The sequence below is a fragment of the Xenorhabdus santafensis genome, assembly GCF_033949405.1.
GTDB classification, from domain to species: domain Bacteria; phylum Pseudomonadota; class Gammaproteobacteria; order Enterobacterales; family Enterobacteriaceae; genus Xenorhabdus; species Xenorhabdus santafensis.
In genome coordinates, this window is record NZ_VCDN01000047.1 from 16323 (window position 1) to 32069 (window position 15747).

Annotated in this window: 11 protein-coding genes; 1 reads left to right on the plus strand and 10 read right to left on the minus strand. The window is 44.5% G+C overall.

Annotation, left to right across the window (positions count from 1 at the left end; translation table 11 throughout):
- Window positions 1–7 precede the first annotated feature (7 nt).
- From mukB to cmoM, 4 genes are read right to left on the minus strand one after another with little or no spacing between them, the layout of a single operon-like run.
- Entirely contained in the window at window positions 8–4471 is a 4464-nt protein-coding gene (mukB, locus tag FE392_RS13025; RefSeq protein ID WP_319930651.1) for a chromosome partition protein MukB, read from the minus strand.
- Window positions 4468–5190, minus strand: a complete 723-nt coding sequence (gene mukE / locus FE392_RS13030) for a chromosome partition protein MukE (protein ID WP_319930652.1) — start codon at window positions 5188–5190, stop codon at window positions 4468–4470. Before mukE ends, mukB begins: the two co-directional genes overlap by 4 nt.
- Window positions 5171–6493 carry a chromosome partition protein MukF gene (gene mukF / locus FE392_RS13035; RefSeq protein WP_319930653.1) on the minus strand — a complete coding sequence of 441 codons (1323 nt, stop codon included), beginning with the start codon at window positions 6491–6493 and terminating at the stop codon, window positions 5171–5173. The genes mukE and mukF overlap by 20 nt, the downstream gene beginning before the upstream one ends.
- Entirely contained in the window at window positions 6490–7275 is a 786-nt protein-coding gene (gene cmoM, locus FE392_RS13040; RefSeq protein ID WP_319930654.1) for a tRNA uridine 5-oxyacetic acid(34) methyltransferase CmoM, read from the minus strand. Before cmoM ends, mukF begins: the two co-directional genes overlap by 4 nt.
- 169 nt (window positions 7276–7444) lie before the next feature.
- On the opposite strand from cmoM, the gene elyC reads away from it, so the two are divergent.
- A complete protein-coding gene (gene elyC / locus FE392_RS13045; protein WP_319930655.1) occupies window positions 7445–8275 on the plus strand; it encodes an envelope biogenesis factor ElyC in 831 nt (276 codons plus the stop codon).
- 166 nt (window positions 8276–8441) lie between these two features.
- Here the strand turns inward: elyC and kdsB are convergent, their stop codons facing one another.
- The 6 genes from kdsB to FE392_RS13075 all read right to left on the minus strand — a co-directional run bounded on the left by kdsB (window position 8442) and on the right by FE392_RS13075 (window position 15635).
- Window positions 8442–9191: a 3-deoxy-manno-octulosonate cytidylyltransferase gene (kdsB, locus tag FE392_RS13050; RefSeq protein ID WP_319930656.1), complete on the minus strand. Its 750-nt coding sequence runs from the start codon at window positions 9189–9191 to the stop codon at window positions 8442–8444.
- Between the two features lie 3 nt (window positions 9192–9194).
- Window positions 9195–9374, minus strand: a complete 180-nt coding sequence (locus FE392_RS13055; protein ID WP_319930657.1) for a Trm112 family protein — start codon at window positions 9372–9374, stop codon at window positions 9195–9197.
- A gap of 118 nt (window positions 9375–9492) precedes the next feature.
- The gene (gene lpxK, locus FE392_RS13060) at window positions 9493–10488 is read right to left on the minus strand and encodes a tetraacyldisaccharide 4'-kinase (RefSeq protein WP_319930658.1); all 996 of its coding nucleotides are present in this window, start codon (window positions 10486–10488) and stop codon (window positions 9493–9495) included.
- Window positions 10485–12233, minus strand: coding sequence for a lipid A ABC transporter ATP-binding protein/permease MsbA (msbA, locus tag FE392_RS13065; protein WP_319930662.1), 1749 nt, complete (start codon window positions 12231–12233; stop codon window positions 10485–10487). Before msbA ends, lpxK begins: the two co-directional genes overlap by 4 nt.
- 35 nt (window positions 12234–12268) lie before the next feature.
- On the minus strand, window positions 12269–14605 hold the full coding sequence (locus tag FE392_RS13070) for a ComEC family protein (RefSeq protein WP_319930659.1): 2337 nt from the start codon (window positions 14603–14605) through the stop codon (window positions 12269–12271).
- Between the two features lie 649 nt (window positions 14606–15254).
- Complete coding sequence (locus tag FE392_RS13075; protein ID WP_319930660.1) at window positions 15255–15635, minus strand: DUF4354 family protein; 381 nt, start codon at window positions 15633–15635, stop codon at window positions 15255–15257.
- Window positions 15636–15747: the final 112 nt, after the last annotated feature.

Consider the following 15747-nt stretch of genomic DNA (forward strand, 5'->3'; position numbering starts at 1 on the left):
GAAGAAATTATTCTTCCAATATTGGTTGTGCTTGTGCCCGTGGTTGTTCAGAAGCAGGAGCATCCTGCCCAAAACCGCGTAAACCAACAACATGTACATGTTCCTGATTATTGAAGATTTTACGCACCAACTTATAGGTTGTTCCCTTCTCTGGACTGATATTTTCTGGTGCTGCGATAATTAACTGCATTTGTAAGCGTTCACACAGTTCAAACAGCGTTGCGATTGATTTCGCATCCAGACGTGCAGCTTCGTCAAGGAACAACAGGCGGCATGGTGAAATATCTTTACCACGCAGACGGCGTGATTCCTCTTCCCAGCTCTGTATGACCATAACCAAGATGGACATCCCCGTACCAATCGCTTCCCCTGTAGACAATGCTCCACTTTCCGCTTTCAGCCAACCATCCGAACCACGGTTAACTTCAACGTCGAGTTCAAGGTAATTACGGTAGTCCAGCAGCTCCTCACCAATGGTTTGTGGTAAGCGTTGTCCCATATCAATTTGTGGATTCAGGCGCTGATAAAGTTTTGCTATCGCTTCGGAGAAGGTCAAGCGTTGGCTATTAAACAGATCCTGATGCTGTTCTTGTTGCTCAGAAAGCACATCCAACAAGAGCGCATGACTTTCACGCACATTCACATTCAGGCGCACCCCACCAACCTGTCCGAATGAAACAGCCTGTAGCCCTTGGTTCAGCATGCGAATACGGTTTTGTTCACGCTGGATAGTCTTACGAATGATATTGGCCACACTCTTGGAGCTAATCGCCAATTTTTGTTCACGGGCCGTCAATTCTTCAGTCAAACGTGCCAGTTCAATTTCCATCTGTTCAATGGCATCAACCGGATCATCCGTGCGAATGATATCCTGACGAATACGCTCACGCAGATGTTGGTAAACCGCAACAAAGAATTGGATCTTACGCTCAGGCCGTTTCGGATCTTCAGACAAACGCAAGGCATCACGCAGATGTTCGTTGTCAGAAACTGCCAGACGCAATGCTCCCAACGCCTTATCCGACATTGATCGCAAATCATCACCATCTATGTAGGCCAATTCACGACGATGCAGGCGGCGTTCAACACCGTTGTCCTTGACCATTCGCATCACCGCACACCAACCCGCTTTCGAAGAAACGACTTGTTCACGTTTTTGGTAATAATCACGCTCAGATTTACGCAATTTCTTCTGCAGGTTTTCCATTTCTGCTTCACAAAATGCGATTTGCTTTTCGAGTTGATTGATACGAGAACGATTTGCACTCACCGCAGCGTGGAGTTGATCACGGCGTTCACGGGCTCTGCTTTCTGCATTAGCATCAGCTTGAACACCAATGTCTTGCATCTCCTGCTCAAGCTCTTTCAGCATATCTTGCTTGGTGTCATAAGAGCTTTTCAACGATGCCAATACTTGATTAAACTGCGCATACTGTGCTTGTTGCTGACGCAATTGTTCACGTGCACGACTGCGTTCTGATTCTGCATGTTCAAGACGCTGGCGCAATTTATCGTTCAGATCAGCATTTTCACTGAGCATTCCAGCCGAGTCACTGTAACTGAAATGCGCACGGCGTTGAACGATTTCGGTCAAGGCAAAAGCTTGTTGTTTGGCTTTATTCTGCGTGTGTTTTGCTGTTTCGTAATCTTTTTGCAACTGTTCATGCTGCTGTGGATCGTTTTGCAAGACAGAAACCAACGGCTCTAATTTAGCCAATGCATTTCCATGTTGTTGCAAGAACCGAGCAGCATCTTGTGCTTCTTCCATCTCTTCACGGACAGTCTCCACGCGATCAAGCAAAGTTTCATCCAACAAAATGGTGATTTGTGGGATCAAACGATTTAATGCCGACAGGCTCTCTTTCACCTGCGTCAGCTTTTGCTGATGTTGCTGAGACTGTGTTTCAAATTGAGATAATTCGCGCTCCAGCTCAGTTCGGCGTTGATTCAGGCTACGAATTTCTGCTTCAGGATCATCATCAAATGCTACAGATAGATGCTTACCCACAAAACGGCTGAAAACTTGATGCGCGCGCTGAATTTTTTGCACATCAAATGACAGGGTGGCATAGCGTTCAGCCAACGTATCACGCTCAAGATTGAGTGCCTCAAGGCGGTTTTCTCTTGCTGCCCGCCCAAATAGTGGCACTTCGGGATAACGGGAATAACGCCATTGGCGATCAGAAGATTTTACTAGAACCGCATTATCCTGCTCTTCAAAGTGGAATACGCTGTCATCGAAAGATTGCGGATCACCTTCAATCAAATAGAGATCTTCCGGGCAATCTTCCAGAGATTCCAAATGTTGGCGTACCGATGAAAGATCAGGAACGACGATCGCATGGCGTGCAGGACCATAAAGTGCAGAAAAATAAGGTGCATCATCAATAGTAATGTCATCGTAAATTTCTGACAGCAGGACACCACCAAAACGCTCAGCAAGTGCAAGTAGCCGGCTATCTTCTGCACCACTTGGCTGGCTTAATTGTTCAATCTGCTTTTCCAGTTCACGTTTCTGTGCCGCGATATCATCACGTTCAACAGTAATTTCACGCTCTTGTTCCAGCAATTGCTGCATGTATTCGGTGACATCATGGCCGCTTTCGAACGATTCATTGCTTTGGTCACAAAGCTGGCTAAGTGCTTCCTGTGCCGCCAGCCACATAGGTGCACGCGTTGTCAGCCCATGAATTCTCTGCTTGAGTTGTTCAAACTCCTGACGTATTTGAATGCGACGCTCACCGCTTTCATTGGCATTCTGGCCCAGCTCTTCCAGATGAGCCTCCAATTCACTCTGCAATGCCTCTAAATCTTCCGCCTGATATTGTTGATTATGGCGCTTACAGAACTCTTGCAGTAAACGTTCCGCATTTTGCTGGCTGTTCAGACGTTGTTCCAACTCAGCCAACTGGATCCGCAGAGATTGAACCCGATCGGCTAAATGGCGCTGCGATGACCAGTCACGTAAAACTTCACGGGCTGCCTGCCATGCGTCACTGCGGCTAACTTCACCAACAATGTTTTTTACCAGTTGATAAGCCTGTTCAAACTGAGAGTGAGCTGCATCGGCAACACTTAATTTTTGTTCCAGCGTCAATAAGATTTCAGTCGCCTGCTGCGCTTGTGCCTGATAGGTTTCCTGCCACTCGTCAGCATTTTCTATCGATAAGTCAGGAAGCTGGCAAAGCTCGCGGGCCCGCTCTAGTGCTTGCAGTGCTTGCTGGTACTGGATAGCCCGGGTTTGCTGAACGTCCAAGGCTTGCTGGTAATCTGCAAGCTGGCTTTTCAGTTCATCAACTTCTTGTTCTGCCGCTTCAGAGGCAGTTTCATATTCGGCCTGAAGTTCTTTGGCCTCTTCTACGACTTCACTCTGCTCTTCCAACCGATATGTCAGTTCTTCAATATCGGATTGGTAACGATCGATTTTCTCCTGCTGACGCATCGCCGTTTGAACCAGATTCAGGTGATCGCTGGCAGCCTGATAATCCATTTCCAGATCGGAGGATGTTCCACTTTGTTCCGCTAGTTCTCTCGCCATTTCAACATGACGATATTGTTCAGCAACCAATTGGCGGCGGCTACCGAATAACTCACTGCGCAAAGCCAATGCTTCATCCAGATGGACACGTCGTTCGTTGGCGTGGCGCATATAGTCAGCCGAAACATAAGCTGTTGCTTCTGTAATCAGATGCTTGAAAAGATCACGATCGGATTGCGTAACGCGAATGGCTTCCAGTGTAATACGGTTTTCGCGCAAGGCAGCTTCCATATCCTGAAACGCTTTTCTGACCCCGCTGTTTTCTGGCAATAAATAATCACGCAATGAGCGGGTAATCGCACTGGAAATACCGCCGTATAGCGATGCTTCTATCAAACGGTAAAACTTGCTGCGATCGCTGGCTGAACGCAGTCGTTTTGGAATCACCCCCAAATCAAACATCAAGGAGTGGTAATCCGTAATAGAATTAAATTGCTTGAACTGAACGCCTTCCATGCCATCAAGACGCTCTTTCAATTCATTCAGTGGCAGCACACGCGCCTGACGTTCGCTAATATTCTCAGTCAATAGCTGGGTAGGCTGGAAAGACGCTGGTGCGCCCTGAATCATAAATGGCTTGATATCGACTTTACGATCACGGCCAGCAATTTGCTGTAAACGAACGCCGACAATAATTCGCTGATGGCGGGAGTTCACCACATCCAGCGTGGAATAACAGACACCGGCACGCAATTTACCGTGCAGGCCTTTATCACGAGAGCCGCTGGTTGCGCCTGCTTCAGTGGTGTTACGAAAGTGAAGTAACGTCAGATCAGGAATCAATGCGGTGATGAAACCGGCCATTGTTGTTGATTTACCCGCACCATTACCACCGGATAAAGTTGTCACAAGCTCGTCAAGATCAAACGTTCTGGCAAAAAAGCCGTTCCAATTAACTAACGTCAGTGAGCGAAATTTACCGCGTTCAATCATGACTGCTCATCCTCCGCACCTTCTGCTGAATACTCTGATGCTTCTTCATGTTCATTGTTTTTTTGCACCGATTCCCCTTCCAGCGGCATCGCCTCACCATCACGGATCATCCGCAATTGGGCCTCGCGTGGGTCATCACCGCTACGTACATCTGCACCAAACCGGAATACAGATTCAGTGATCGTAAATTTATTGCTGTCATTTTGCAGGAAATAAACCATGCCTAAACGACGCAGACGGTTTAAGGAAGTCCGCATTTTTTCCTGTAATTTTTGTTTATCCAGATCAGAACCGGTAGCACGTTGATTCATCACTTTCATCAGCTTATTTTCATCAGCCAATGACAGCAATTCTTCGTACAATTCCTGCGAAGTAAATATGCCTTGGTTGGACAAACGCTCTGGGCTGAGATAGAGGTAACACAAGATTTTGCCTACCATCATGTCCAGTTCAGACAAAACAGATCGCGGGATCAATGTTGTTGAACGAGGACGCAGATAGAAAAAACCTTCTGGTGCACGGATTAACTCGACGTTATAACGCGCATAAAACATTTCCAATTCTTCCTGAAAATCCATCAGAAAAGCATGATTATCAAGATCATCCATGCTGATGTGACGCCCGGAACGAAGCTGGCTGTCTAATTCAGGGAAAAGTGTATTGGATAATGCCTGAGCCAGTTTTACTGGCATAAGTTGTTCAATATGTGTCGATGACATGTGCCTGCACCTTGGCTCCGTAATCATTAATCGCTAACCATTCCGCTGGCAACCCAGAGAAATCTGCTTCTGCAACCCCCAGCCTTACAGCCTGATCCACTAATATGCGCGCCACATCAAAATGGCGCTTGCGTGGATATTGAATAAGGTAATCGCGCATGACAGCGCCCAAATCCAGAGGAAGCTTTGTTTGTTGGTAAACCGCCAGTGCCTGTTCCACCATTTCAGCCAACTGTTCGTTGATTTCACTGAATTCTTCGTATTCCATTTCTGGCGGTAACTCTCCCATTACCTCTTCATTACGCAAGGCCAGTTCTTCATCACGCATATCCAGCAAACGCTCTGCATTGGCAACAGTCAGCGCCCACGGGTTGTCAAAATAGTGTTGGATGGATTGGCGAAGGCGCTGGGCAAAAATTCGGTTTTTATCCATATCAATGGCGGTTCGGATAAATTTATGCACATGGCGATCATAACCTATCCACAAGTCAATGGATTGCTGTCCCCAACTGATAATGCGATCAAGTTTGCTTTGTAAGTCAAAAACCAATTTATCAACCAGATCAGAACCGCCAATATTCATATTGGCATCCTGAATACGCAGTAGATTGGCTTGTAATTTGTCGCCTGCGGCTTCCAATGTATCTTGCAGTTCCCGCAATGTACCGGAGGTTTCAGACAGTAACTGTTCACAATTGGCAATGGCAGCCTGCCAATCCTGATTGAGCAACTCAGCGATATCTTCTTTTACGCTGTTTTGCTGTTCATCCATTACACGCTGGGACATATCGATGCTGTCAAAAATTTCAGCAACTGAATATTTGAGCGGCGCAAAGACATTACGATGCCAATGGAATTCATCTCCTCCCTCTTCGGCCGCTTCGGCCGCTCGATGCAATTCGTTGGCAACGATAGATAGCTGCATGGAAAGACGCAATGTGGAGAATTCACGCTGGCGAATGTAATAGTCGCTGATGCCAATTCCCAATGGAGTCAGGCGGTAGATGGCATTGCCGTCTACCAGTTCGCTGGTAAAACGGTTGAATAGCTTCTGGCGAACCATATCATTAATGGCGTTATTCGCCCTGACGGATACCGCTTCAGAAGTCTGTTCAAAACCTTTGCACACTTCGCGGAAAGCATCCACCAGCTCTCCTTCACTCATTTCACCATCAAGCCGCTCACCGTTCAGGACAGCGATTGCCAGTAAAAATGCCAGCCGTTCAGGCGGCAAAGAAATTGAAAAATCATTTTTTCTGGCCCAAGACACAAGTTCAGGAACAGTCTGGGAATATTCACTCATAATTCGCTCTTTAAGGTAGGCTTGCGTGCTATCACATGAATATAACGCCCTAGGCTGATATAGGGCTCTTGTCTGCAATAACGCTGTTCAAGTTCAAGCAACGCGGGAAAATCTGAGTTTTGTAATTGGCGGCTTTGGAGATAATCGTGAAAAACTCTCACTCCTGTTTTGCCCGTTATTTCCATGTTGAGTTCAGTCAACCATTGATACACTTGTTCCGGTACTAATGGATTTTGTGGTGACAGAGAACGTTTTCGGCGGCGCTGTATATTGGGCGTTGCCAAATGGAAATTACCTAATATGGCGTTACGCATGACCAAGCCATTAGCATTATAAAACATTAATGAAAGGGTACCACCGGGTGTGATTATATTCTCCAATATTTCTATTGCATCTTTTTGATCTGTAATCCATTCCAATACCGCATGAAATAGGATTAAATCGACAGGCTGTTCAATGTGATGGTGGATTTCCTGCACTGAACTTTGGATAAATTGCATTTGATGGAGAACACCCCGTTCTTCAGCGTTGTGTTTCGCCCTTTGGATCATCTCTTCAGATAAGTCACAAAGTATCACCTGATGACCTAATTCAGCCAACTGGCAAGCCATATTTCCTTCACCGCCACCCGCATCCAAAATGCGCAAGGGGCGTTGAGGCAAATGATTCAGCGATTCGTTAATATCCTGCCAGACAACGGCCTGCCTGATTTTACCTTTGGTTGTGCCGTAAATATTACGCGAAAATTTGTCTGCAATATCATCGAAATTGCGATCCCGCATGAAAAACTGCCTCACTTTATAAGCTAAGTTTGATTTGTCTATTGAGTAGTTATGATATCTACTGCTATTTTTACTACTATTATTTTGGCACAGTAATCGTTTAATTAACTACTTTTTGCCTTAAATTCAACCCTGCGCGACTATAATTCAACCACATCAAGGCTCATCAATGCTATTCCTGCTAAAAAAATATATCGGCTCGCTATTAATGCCCTTGCCATTGATTATTATCGTTTCTTTTGTCGCCCTGTTATTGCTGTGGTTCACGCGCTGGCAAAAAACAGGAAAAATCATTTTATCACTCAGTTGGCTTACATTACTTTTATTAGGTTTACAGCCTATTGCAGACAGACTCTTACTCCCTGTTGAAGGGAAATATGTGCAGCGCTATGAACCTGAGGCACATTCTGGCAGCACGCATAAAACACAGGCTGCGCCCATTAAATACATTGTAGTTCTCGGTGGTGGGTTCACCTATAACCCTCATTGGGCTCCCAGCGCCAACCTTATCAGTAATAGCTTACCGCGGGTAACTGAAGGTATTCGGTTATACCATCTTAACCCCGGCGCTAAAATGATTTTCACGGGTGGCAAAGGCGTTAATGCAATCAGCAGTGCCGAAATTGCCGCTATGGTAGCACAATCTATGGGTATTCCTGTAGAAGACACAATAGCATTAAAAAAACCTTTGGATACGGAAGAAGAGTCTGAGGAAGTTGAAAAAGTTGTGGGGCAACAGCCTTTTATTCTTGTTACATCCGCCAATCATATGAAAAGGTCGCTAAAGTTCTTCGAACAACGGGGATTACATCCAATTGCAGGCCCTGCCAATCAATTGGCTGTAACAACTCCACTTTATCCATGGGAAAAATATATTCCTTCTGCCTATTATTTTTCACATACCGAACGGGCCTGGTATGAAACATTAGGGCGCATTTGGCAGGCGATTAAACCTGTAAGCTCTGATAGCCAAAACCAAAAGGAACAAAAAAAGGAATGATTCGTACCGTCAAGCTATCCCATAAAAATATCGCCTAAGACAGCAGCTCATTAATTCCTCAGGAATATAGATAACTGAAGAAATATCGTTAACCGAAGAGAAAATGCCGCAATCAGGCATTCTCTCTTTTTAGTTGATATTCAACCAAGACTTGCGCTGGCTACAATCAAGATATTGCGAAAGATTTTCTGACTATTTCCAGATCTTCTGGTGTGTCAACACCTGCACCGGGAGCTTGCAGAGCTTTTGCCACATGTATTTTTTCACCGTACCAAAGCACCCGCAATTGTTCGAGCATCTCTATATTTTCCAATGGACTTGGTGCCCATTGGACATAACGGCGGATAAATCCGGCCCGATACGCATATATCCCGATATGACGCAGAAAATGCTCACCAATAGTTTCTTTGGATTGCATAAAACGATCACGCTCCCACGGGATTGTAGCGCGTGAAAAGTAGAGCGCATACCCTTGTGCATCCATGACAACTTTGACTGCATTCGGGTTGAATGCCTCTTCAGCATCTTGTATGGATACAGCAAGTGTTGCCATGCCTGCATCGCTGCCAGCCAGATTATCCGCTACCTGCCTAATGATTTGCTCTGGAATGAGGGGTTCATCCCCCTGAACATTGACAATAATTTCATCGTCAGCAAATTGATATTTGTCGATCACTTCAGCCAAACGTTCTGTGCCTGAATGGTGATTTTCATTTGTCATGCAAGCCTCACCTCCTGCGGCAATCACGGCATCAAAAACGTCTTGATTATCTGTTGCTATGATAACTCGATTAGCGCCAGAACGTGCTGCCCGTTCCATGACACGCACAATCATGGGCTTTCCGTGAATATCAGCCAAGGGTTTTCCAGGAAGGCGGGTTGAGGCAAAGCGTGCAGGAATGATGACGGTAAACATGAGTTATTGGTTATCCTCTGTTGGCAAGGCACGTGATTCATTTTCCAGCAGTACAGGAATGCCATCACGGACAGGAAAAGCGAGGCGATCAAGTTTGCAAATCAGTTCAAAGTTTTCTTTATCGTAACTGAGCTTACCATGACATACAGGACAAGCGATGATTTCGAGTAAACGGTGATCCATATATCCCCCAAATAACGGGCTTTAAATTTAATGCGGCTCAGAATATCACAAGCAATGCGCTATGCAATGCCGTGTTGCTGTGCTGTTGCAGTTTTCCGATGCTATTGATAAATGGCTATTATTGATGAAAGATTGATTTCGGCAATAGCGTAAGGATCTCATCCAACATCTGTTTGCCCTCCCTTTCTGGCAACTGGGCAGATACCGGCAAATACCACCAATTGGGCTGGGAAAATTGAAAACATTTAACGGCATCTTTCTCTGTCATCAACAAGTTTTGATTGCCGGTCGCCAAAGCCAACAATTGGGATTGCTCATATGATTGATGATCAGCAAAGGCATGGGTTTTCTGCAAATCGGCGCCCAATTGTTGTAATGTCGCAAAGAAACGTGGTGGATGGCCAATCCCTGCCATTGCGACACAGTTCGGAATATCACTGACTTTGCGAGTTTCACCTGTCAGTAAATTTACCGCCAGTTCCCCTTTCAAGGTCATTGGCAACTCACCTGATTTAGGTGTTCCCCCATTGACAATGATGGCGTTGACGCTATCCAAACGGCCTGCCAATTCTCTCATCGGGCCGGCTGGCAGCCAGCAGCCATTGCCGAAACGACGAACCCCATCGATAACTACAATTTCATAATCACGCTGCAAGGCATAATGTTGAAGACCATCGTCCGTCACCACGATATCGACTGAGTGATGTGCCAACAAAGCCTTAATGGCTTCAGCACGTTTTGGGGCAACGGCAACTGGCGCCGAAGTGCGGCGATGGATTAAGACAGGCTCATCGCCAGCTTGTGCTGTTGTCACTTCACTTGTAACCAATAATGGGTAATACGCTGATTTCCCACCGTAGCCACGTGAAACAACCCCAACCCGATAGCCTTTTTGCTGTAGCTGTTCAACCAACCAAATAACGACAGGTGTTTTTCCATTTCCCCCCGCAGTCAGATTACCTACTACGACAACAGGTACAGATGCTTTCCAGGAACGGCTTAACCCTATCCTATAGCTTAAACGGCGCAAACCGCTTATCAGCCCATAAAGGGCTGATAATGGCAATAGTGCGATATAAAGCCATGAACGTCCTGACCATATGCGCTCAATCATTGGCCAAACTGCATCCGATGTAATTGTGCATACGCACCTTCATGCCCCAACAAAGTAGTATGGTTGCCTCTTTCGATGATATTTCCATCTTCAATGACAATAATTTCATCGGCATTTTCAATGGTAGACAGGCGGTGGGCGATAACCAGAGACGTTCTGTTTTTCTGCAATTCATCCAATGCTGCCTGGATCGCACGCTCAGATTCGGTGTCCAATGCTGACGTTGCTTCATCCAAAATCAAAATTGGCGTATCACGCAGTAAAGCCCGGGCAATGGCGATGCGCTGACGCTGGCCGCCAGAAAGCAAGACCCCATTTTCACCAATCATGGTATCAAGGCCGTTGTCCATCTTTTTAATAAAGTCCATTGCATAAGCCATTTCTGCCGCCCGTTCAATCTCTTCACGGCTGAATTTGCCTTCGCAGGCATAAGCGATGTTATTGGCAACAGTATCATTGAACAGATGCACATTCTGCGATACCAGCGCAATTTGATTACGCAGCGAAGCCAACGTATATTCGCGCAAGTCATGACCATCCAGTGTAATCTGGCCTTCATTCACATCGTAAAAACGCGTGAGAAGATTGGCGATTGTCGATTTACCTGACCCCGAACGCCCAACTAACGCAACGGTCTTGCCTGCCGGAATTGACATTGAAATCTTTTTCAATGCAGGGTGGTCTTTGGTTGGATAGCTAAATGTAACATTTTGGAATTCAATAATTCCTTTTGCCTTTTTAACTTCCAACTTGCCGTCATCTTTTTCCTGTTCCAAATCCAAGATAGAAAACAAGGTTTGACAAGCAGCCATACCACGCTGGAACTGTGAATTAACGTTTGTCAGTGATTTCAATGGGCGCATGAGAGCAATCATGGAAGAGAAGACAACGGTGATTTTACCTGCTGTTAAAGCTCCCATAATTTCAGGGAAACTGGCGGCATACAGAATAAATGCCAACGCAAAAGAGGCAATCAACTGAATAATCGGGTCAGAAATGGAATTAGCAGAAACCATTTTCATGCCCTGCTGGCGCATATGGTTGCTGACTTTATTGAAACGTGTAGTTTCAACTTGTTGGCCGCCAAAAATTAAAACTTCTTTATGCCCTTTCAGCATTTGCTCGGCACTGGTTGTTACCATGCCCATGCTGTTTTGCATGTTTTTACTTATCCTGCGGAAACGCACGGAAACAAGGCGAATAACCCCTGCAACAATCGGCGCAATCACAATCAAAATCAGGGAAAGTTCCCAGCTGTAGTAGAACATTAAAATAAACAGGCCGATAATTGATGCCCCTTCCCTGACAACGGTCACTAGTGCACCGGAAGAAGAGGAAGCAACCTGTTCTGAATCATACGTAATACGGGAAAGCAATGTTCCCGTGGATTGCTGGTCGAAAAAGGAAACAGGCATTCCCATCATGTGATTGAACAGACGACGGCGCATCTGCATAACCACCTTGCCTGATACCCAAGATATGCAATAGCTTGATACAAACCCAGATAAGCCACGTAACAACATCAGCCCGATAACAACCAGTGGCATCCACTTTAATACACTCATGTCTGCCTTGCCAAAACCCTCATCAAGCAAAGGCTTCAGCAAGGAAAGCATAAATGTATCACTGGCAGCATTGATAATTAATGCAACCGCCGCAACTAACAATCCAAGTTTAAATGGTGTGATCATCGGCCACAGGCGGCGAAGGGTCTGCCAGGTAGAAAGGTCTTTATCATTCATTATTGAGTTACCAAAACCAAAAGAAATAGCGAATCATTCTACTCATGATCGCCACGAATACCAAACCACTGATGATACCATCGTGATACTATTTGTTGTCGATAACCTTCTAATTTAATCTGATCCCGATAAAAATAGCCTGTTATCTGACCAGAAACAGCAGTGCTATGCCATTCAATCCCGGCATCTTTGTAGCGTTGTTTCACTTTCACTGAAGGCAACCTCCATGGGCTATAGCGTGCAACTGAAGCCAATGCATATTGAGGCATAACCCTACGGATAAATACCGAAGTAGAAGACGTATTACTGCCATGATGGGGCACTTGCAGCACTGTTGCATTTAGCTGGCTCTTCTCAAGCTCCGATAAGCGATATTCCCCTTGCCTCTCTAAGTCTCCCGTTAACAGCAAGCTGTGTTTACCATCATCAATACGAATCACACAAGATTGATTGTTTCCGACACTCGCTTTTTTTTCCTGTGGCCAAAGAACACTGAAGTTCAAACCTTGCCATTCCCATTTCTCACCACGAATGCAAGGTAAATGGGCAGGATTCGAGGAAGGACTTCTTATTTGTATGCCTGAATATTTCGCAGCCAGATATTCGACTCCTCCTGTATGATCCAAATGATCGTGACTGAGAATAATTTGCTCTGGCATTAATCGATGCCAACGCAAGTAAGGAGCTATGACTTTTTCTGCCATACTGCCTGTCTCCCAACGATTGCCCGTATCAAAAATGATTGCTTTTCCTCCCTTGTCAATCACCACAGCCAACCCATGTCCGACATCCAGCATTGAAAAACGCCATTGGTAATCATTGGCGCGTTTGGCATAACAGGCAATGACCCCAATACAAATTCCCAATAGCCATTTATAAGATCTCCACCACCCTAAACGCCAAGCCACAACAAAAAACCAACCGGACAATGTCATAATTATTGGGTAATTTCCTGTTTCAATCCATGAATGCGTCAAAGCAGGCAGAGGAGATAATGCAAATAAGACACTATAATCAACCAATTGCCACAATAGTGGTTGGACAACCGGAAGCGAGAAAGAAACGATCCCCAGCATCACCAATGGCACCGATAAAAAAGAGATAATCGGGACAGCCCATAAGTTAGCGGCCAATGACGCAATATTAACGCCCTGAAATAACAGAAGCTGCAATGGCAACAACATTAACATCATACCTAATTGCATGTGCAAACCACACAGCCACACCCACCGCCAGCCAGAACGTATTTTTTCTGGCAATGGTACCCAATGGAACCAAAATAACAGTGCTGTTACCGCCGTGAATGAGAGCCAAAAGCTATCAGAAAGTATAGCCAGTGGATCAAAAAGTAAAATGAGTGCTGCACTCCATAAGGCCCATTGCCATGAAAAACACAATCTGCCTTTACATTTGAGATAACACCATAATGTTAGTCCTAAAATTGCTCTGATGGCGGGAATGCCCCAACCCGATAACCAACCATATAATATTGCGGTTAACCATCCTGCAATCAATGGGAAGCGAAAACCTATCCATCTTGCCGGCAAAAAGAGTTGGCTTGCTCTGGCAATGCTCCAGCCAAATAAACTGGCCATAGCAATGTGCAATCCTGAAATCGCCATTAAATGTGCAATACCCGTTTTCTGTAATAGAAATCGGGTTTGTTTATCCAGCCACTCTCTTTCACCAAAGGCGAGAGCCAAAACAATGCCTGAATATTTCAATGGTTGAATTTCCGGTGCTAGCTTATTAATCAACTTCTGCCTGAGATTGCAGCCCCCATCCAGTAATTTTGCATTTATAACTTTGCCATGGAGGGGTTGATGAATAGAAAGCGCGTACCTTTGGCTATCATAACTCCCCTCATTTAATTGTGCATGAACGGGTCTGAGTTTCATTATAACCTGCCACTTCTGACCGGAACATAAACGAACTTCTGGCGAATTCCACGTTACCGATGCATATAACGCCGGGTAAATATATTTTCCATTGCTTTCAACGATCCGGATACGATATCGCCTTTTTTTATTATCCTCAGTTACAGTATTTTCCAAGGATATACTGTCGATCGCCACAACCGCAGTCTGAGAAGTTTCGCTGAAATAAGCAATTTCCGATAATATTTTATGGGCATGCCAACATCCGAAAATAAATGTCAGCAAGCCTAATGACACTATTCGAATAGATTTATAGGGAAAAAATAACAAGAAAAAAGCAAGAGCAGTCAGATATTGAAGCAATTTTTTATCAGGAATTTCAACAACAAACAATAAAGGGAGAACGCCTAAAATAATGGCTAACGAAGCCAAATTTAAGCTGATAATTGGGCGCGCTTTTTGCAAAACCGTAAAGAAAATTTGAATAACCCGCTGCATCCATTTATATCTCTGCCGTGAAATTCCATTCGCGCAAAGAGTATTTGAAAATATATACAACAGCCAGTTAGATTATGTTTATTTTGGAAACGCTTCGCAAATTGGTTGTAGAAAAATAAAAAACACCAATAAAACAGGTGAATCCATACCTAAAAACGACTCAAAATGCACAAAAAGTGTTGAAGCACTTGATGATATATTTTCCTTGCAGGAAACGTGCAAACTTACCAAATCACTGGCTTTTCATTATGAAAAAATGATTTATCTGATTGAATCAACAGAATAAAGATCATATTTTTCCGGTAAAAACATCAGAACCTATAACTATCTGGACGGCACACTCGCATTCAAGCATGGCCATCGGTCACTGAAATATCCAGTGTTCAATAAACTGGCTTGTGTTGCCCAGTTGCGATTGTTAATAACTAACACTTCGGTACGGTGCTGTGGCTAACTCAAGATAAAATAGATGAATTGAAGCGTTGAGGTAAGCGAAGCCGGAGCAAAGCAATGCTGAAACAAAGGGCATAGATTAGTATTCAGGAACAACTACGTGCCGACAATCAGGTTCAGGCTAATCCGGAAGAATTCAGGGTTAGCCTAAAAACTAATAATTAGAAGAAAGCACCTTTTAAACTGCTTTATCCGATCACTTACAATCGTCAGAAAGTTTGACCAACGCTGCTTTAAAAACAGAATCATTTTCAGAAGCGAATACAGCAAAACCTTTGGTCATAGCTTTATTTTTTAACGTACCTGTACTTAATTTCTCATCAACTGTATCAAGACTGAATGCTTTGTTGTCAGGAGAATAAGCCTTTAGGCAAAGCTTCGATAAATCTACATCCTTCCCTGCTAAATTAGCTATAGCTACCTCGAAAGTTTTTGTATAGAAATATTTACTACCAGTGGAAACCGAGCCATTAGATTTTTCGGTAGAGTATACAGCGATATTATCTGGAGTGGTTGCGTTTGCCGCAAAGCAAAAGCCGACCAGAGCAAAAAATGCAGTAACAGCATAAAGTTTCATATAAAATCCCCTCATAAAATTAAGTATTGTTTATTATACTTATGCCTTTAGATAATTGTACATACTTTCTATTATTCTTATACGCAATTAACTTCAAGGCACATTGATATTT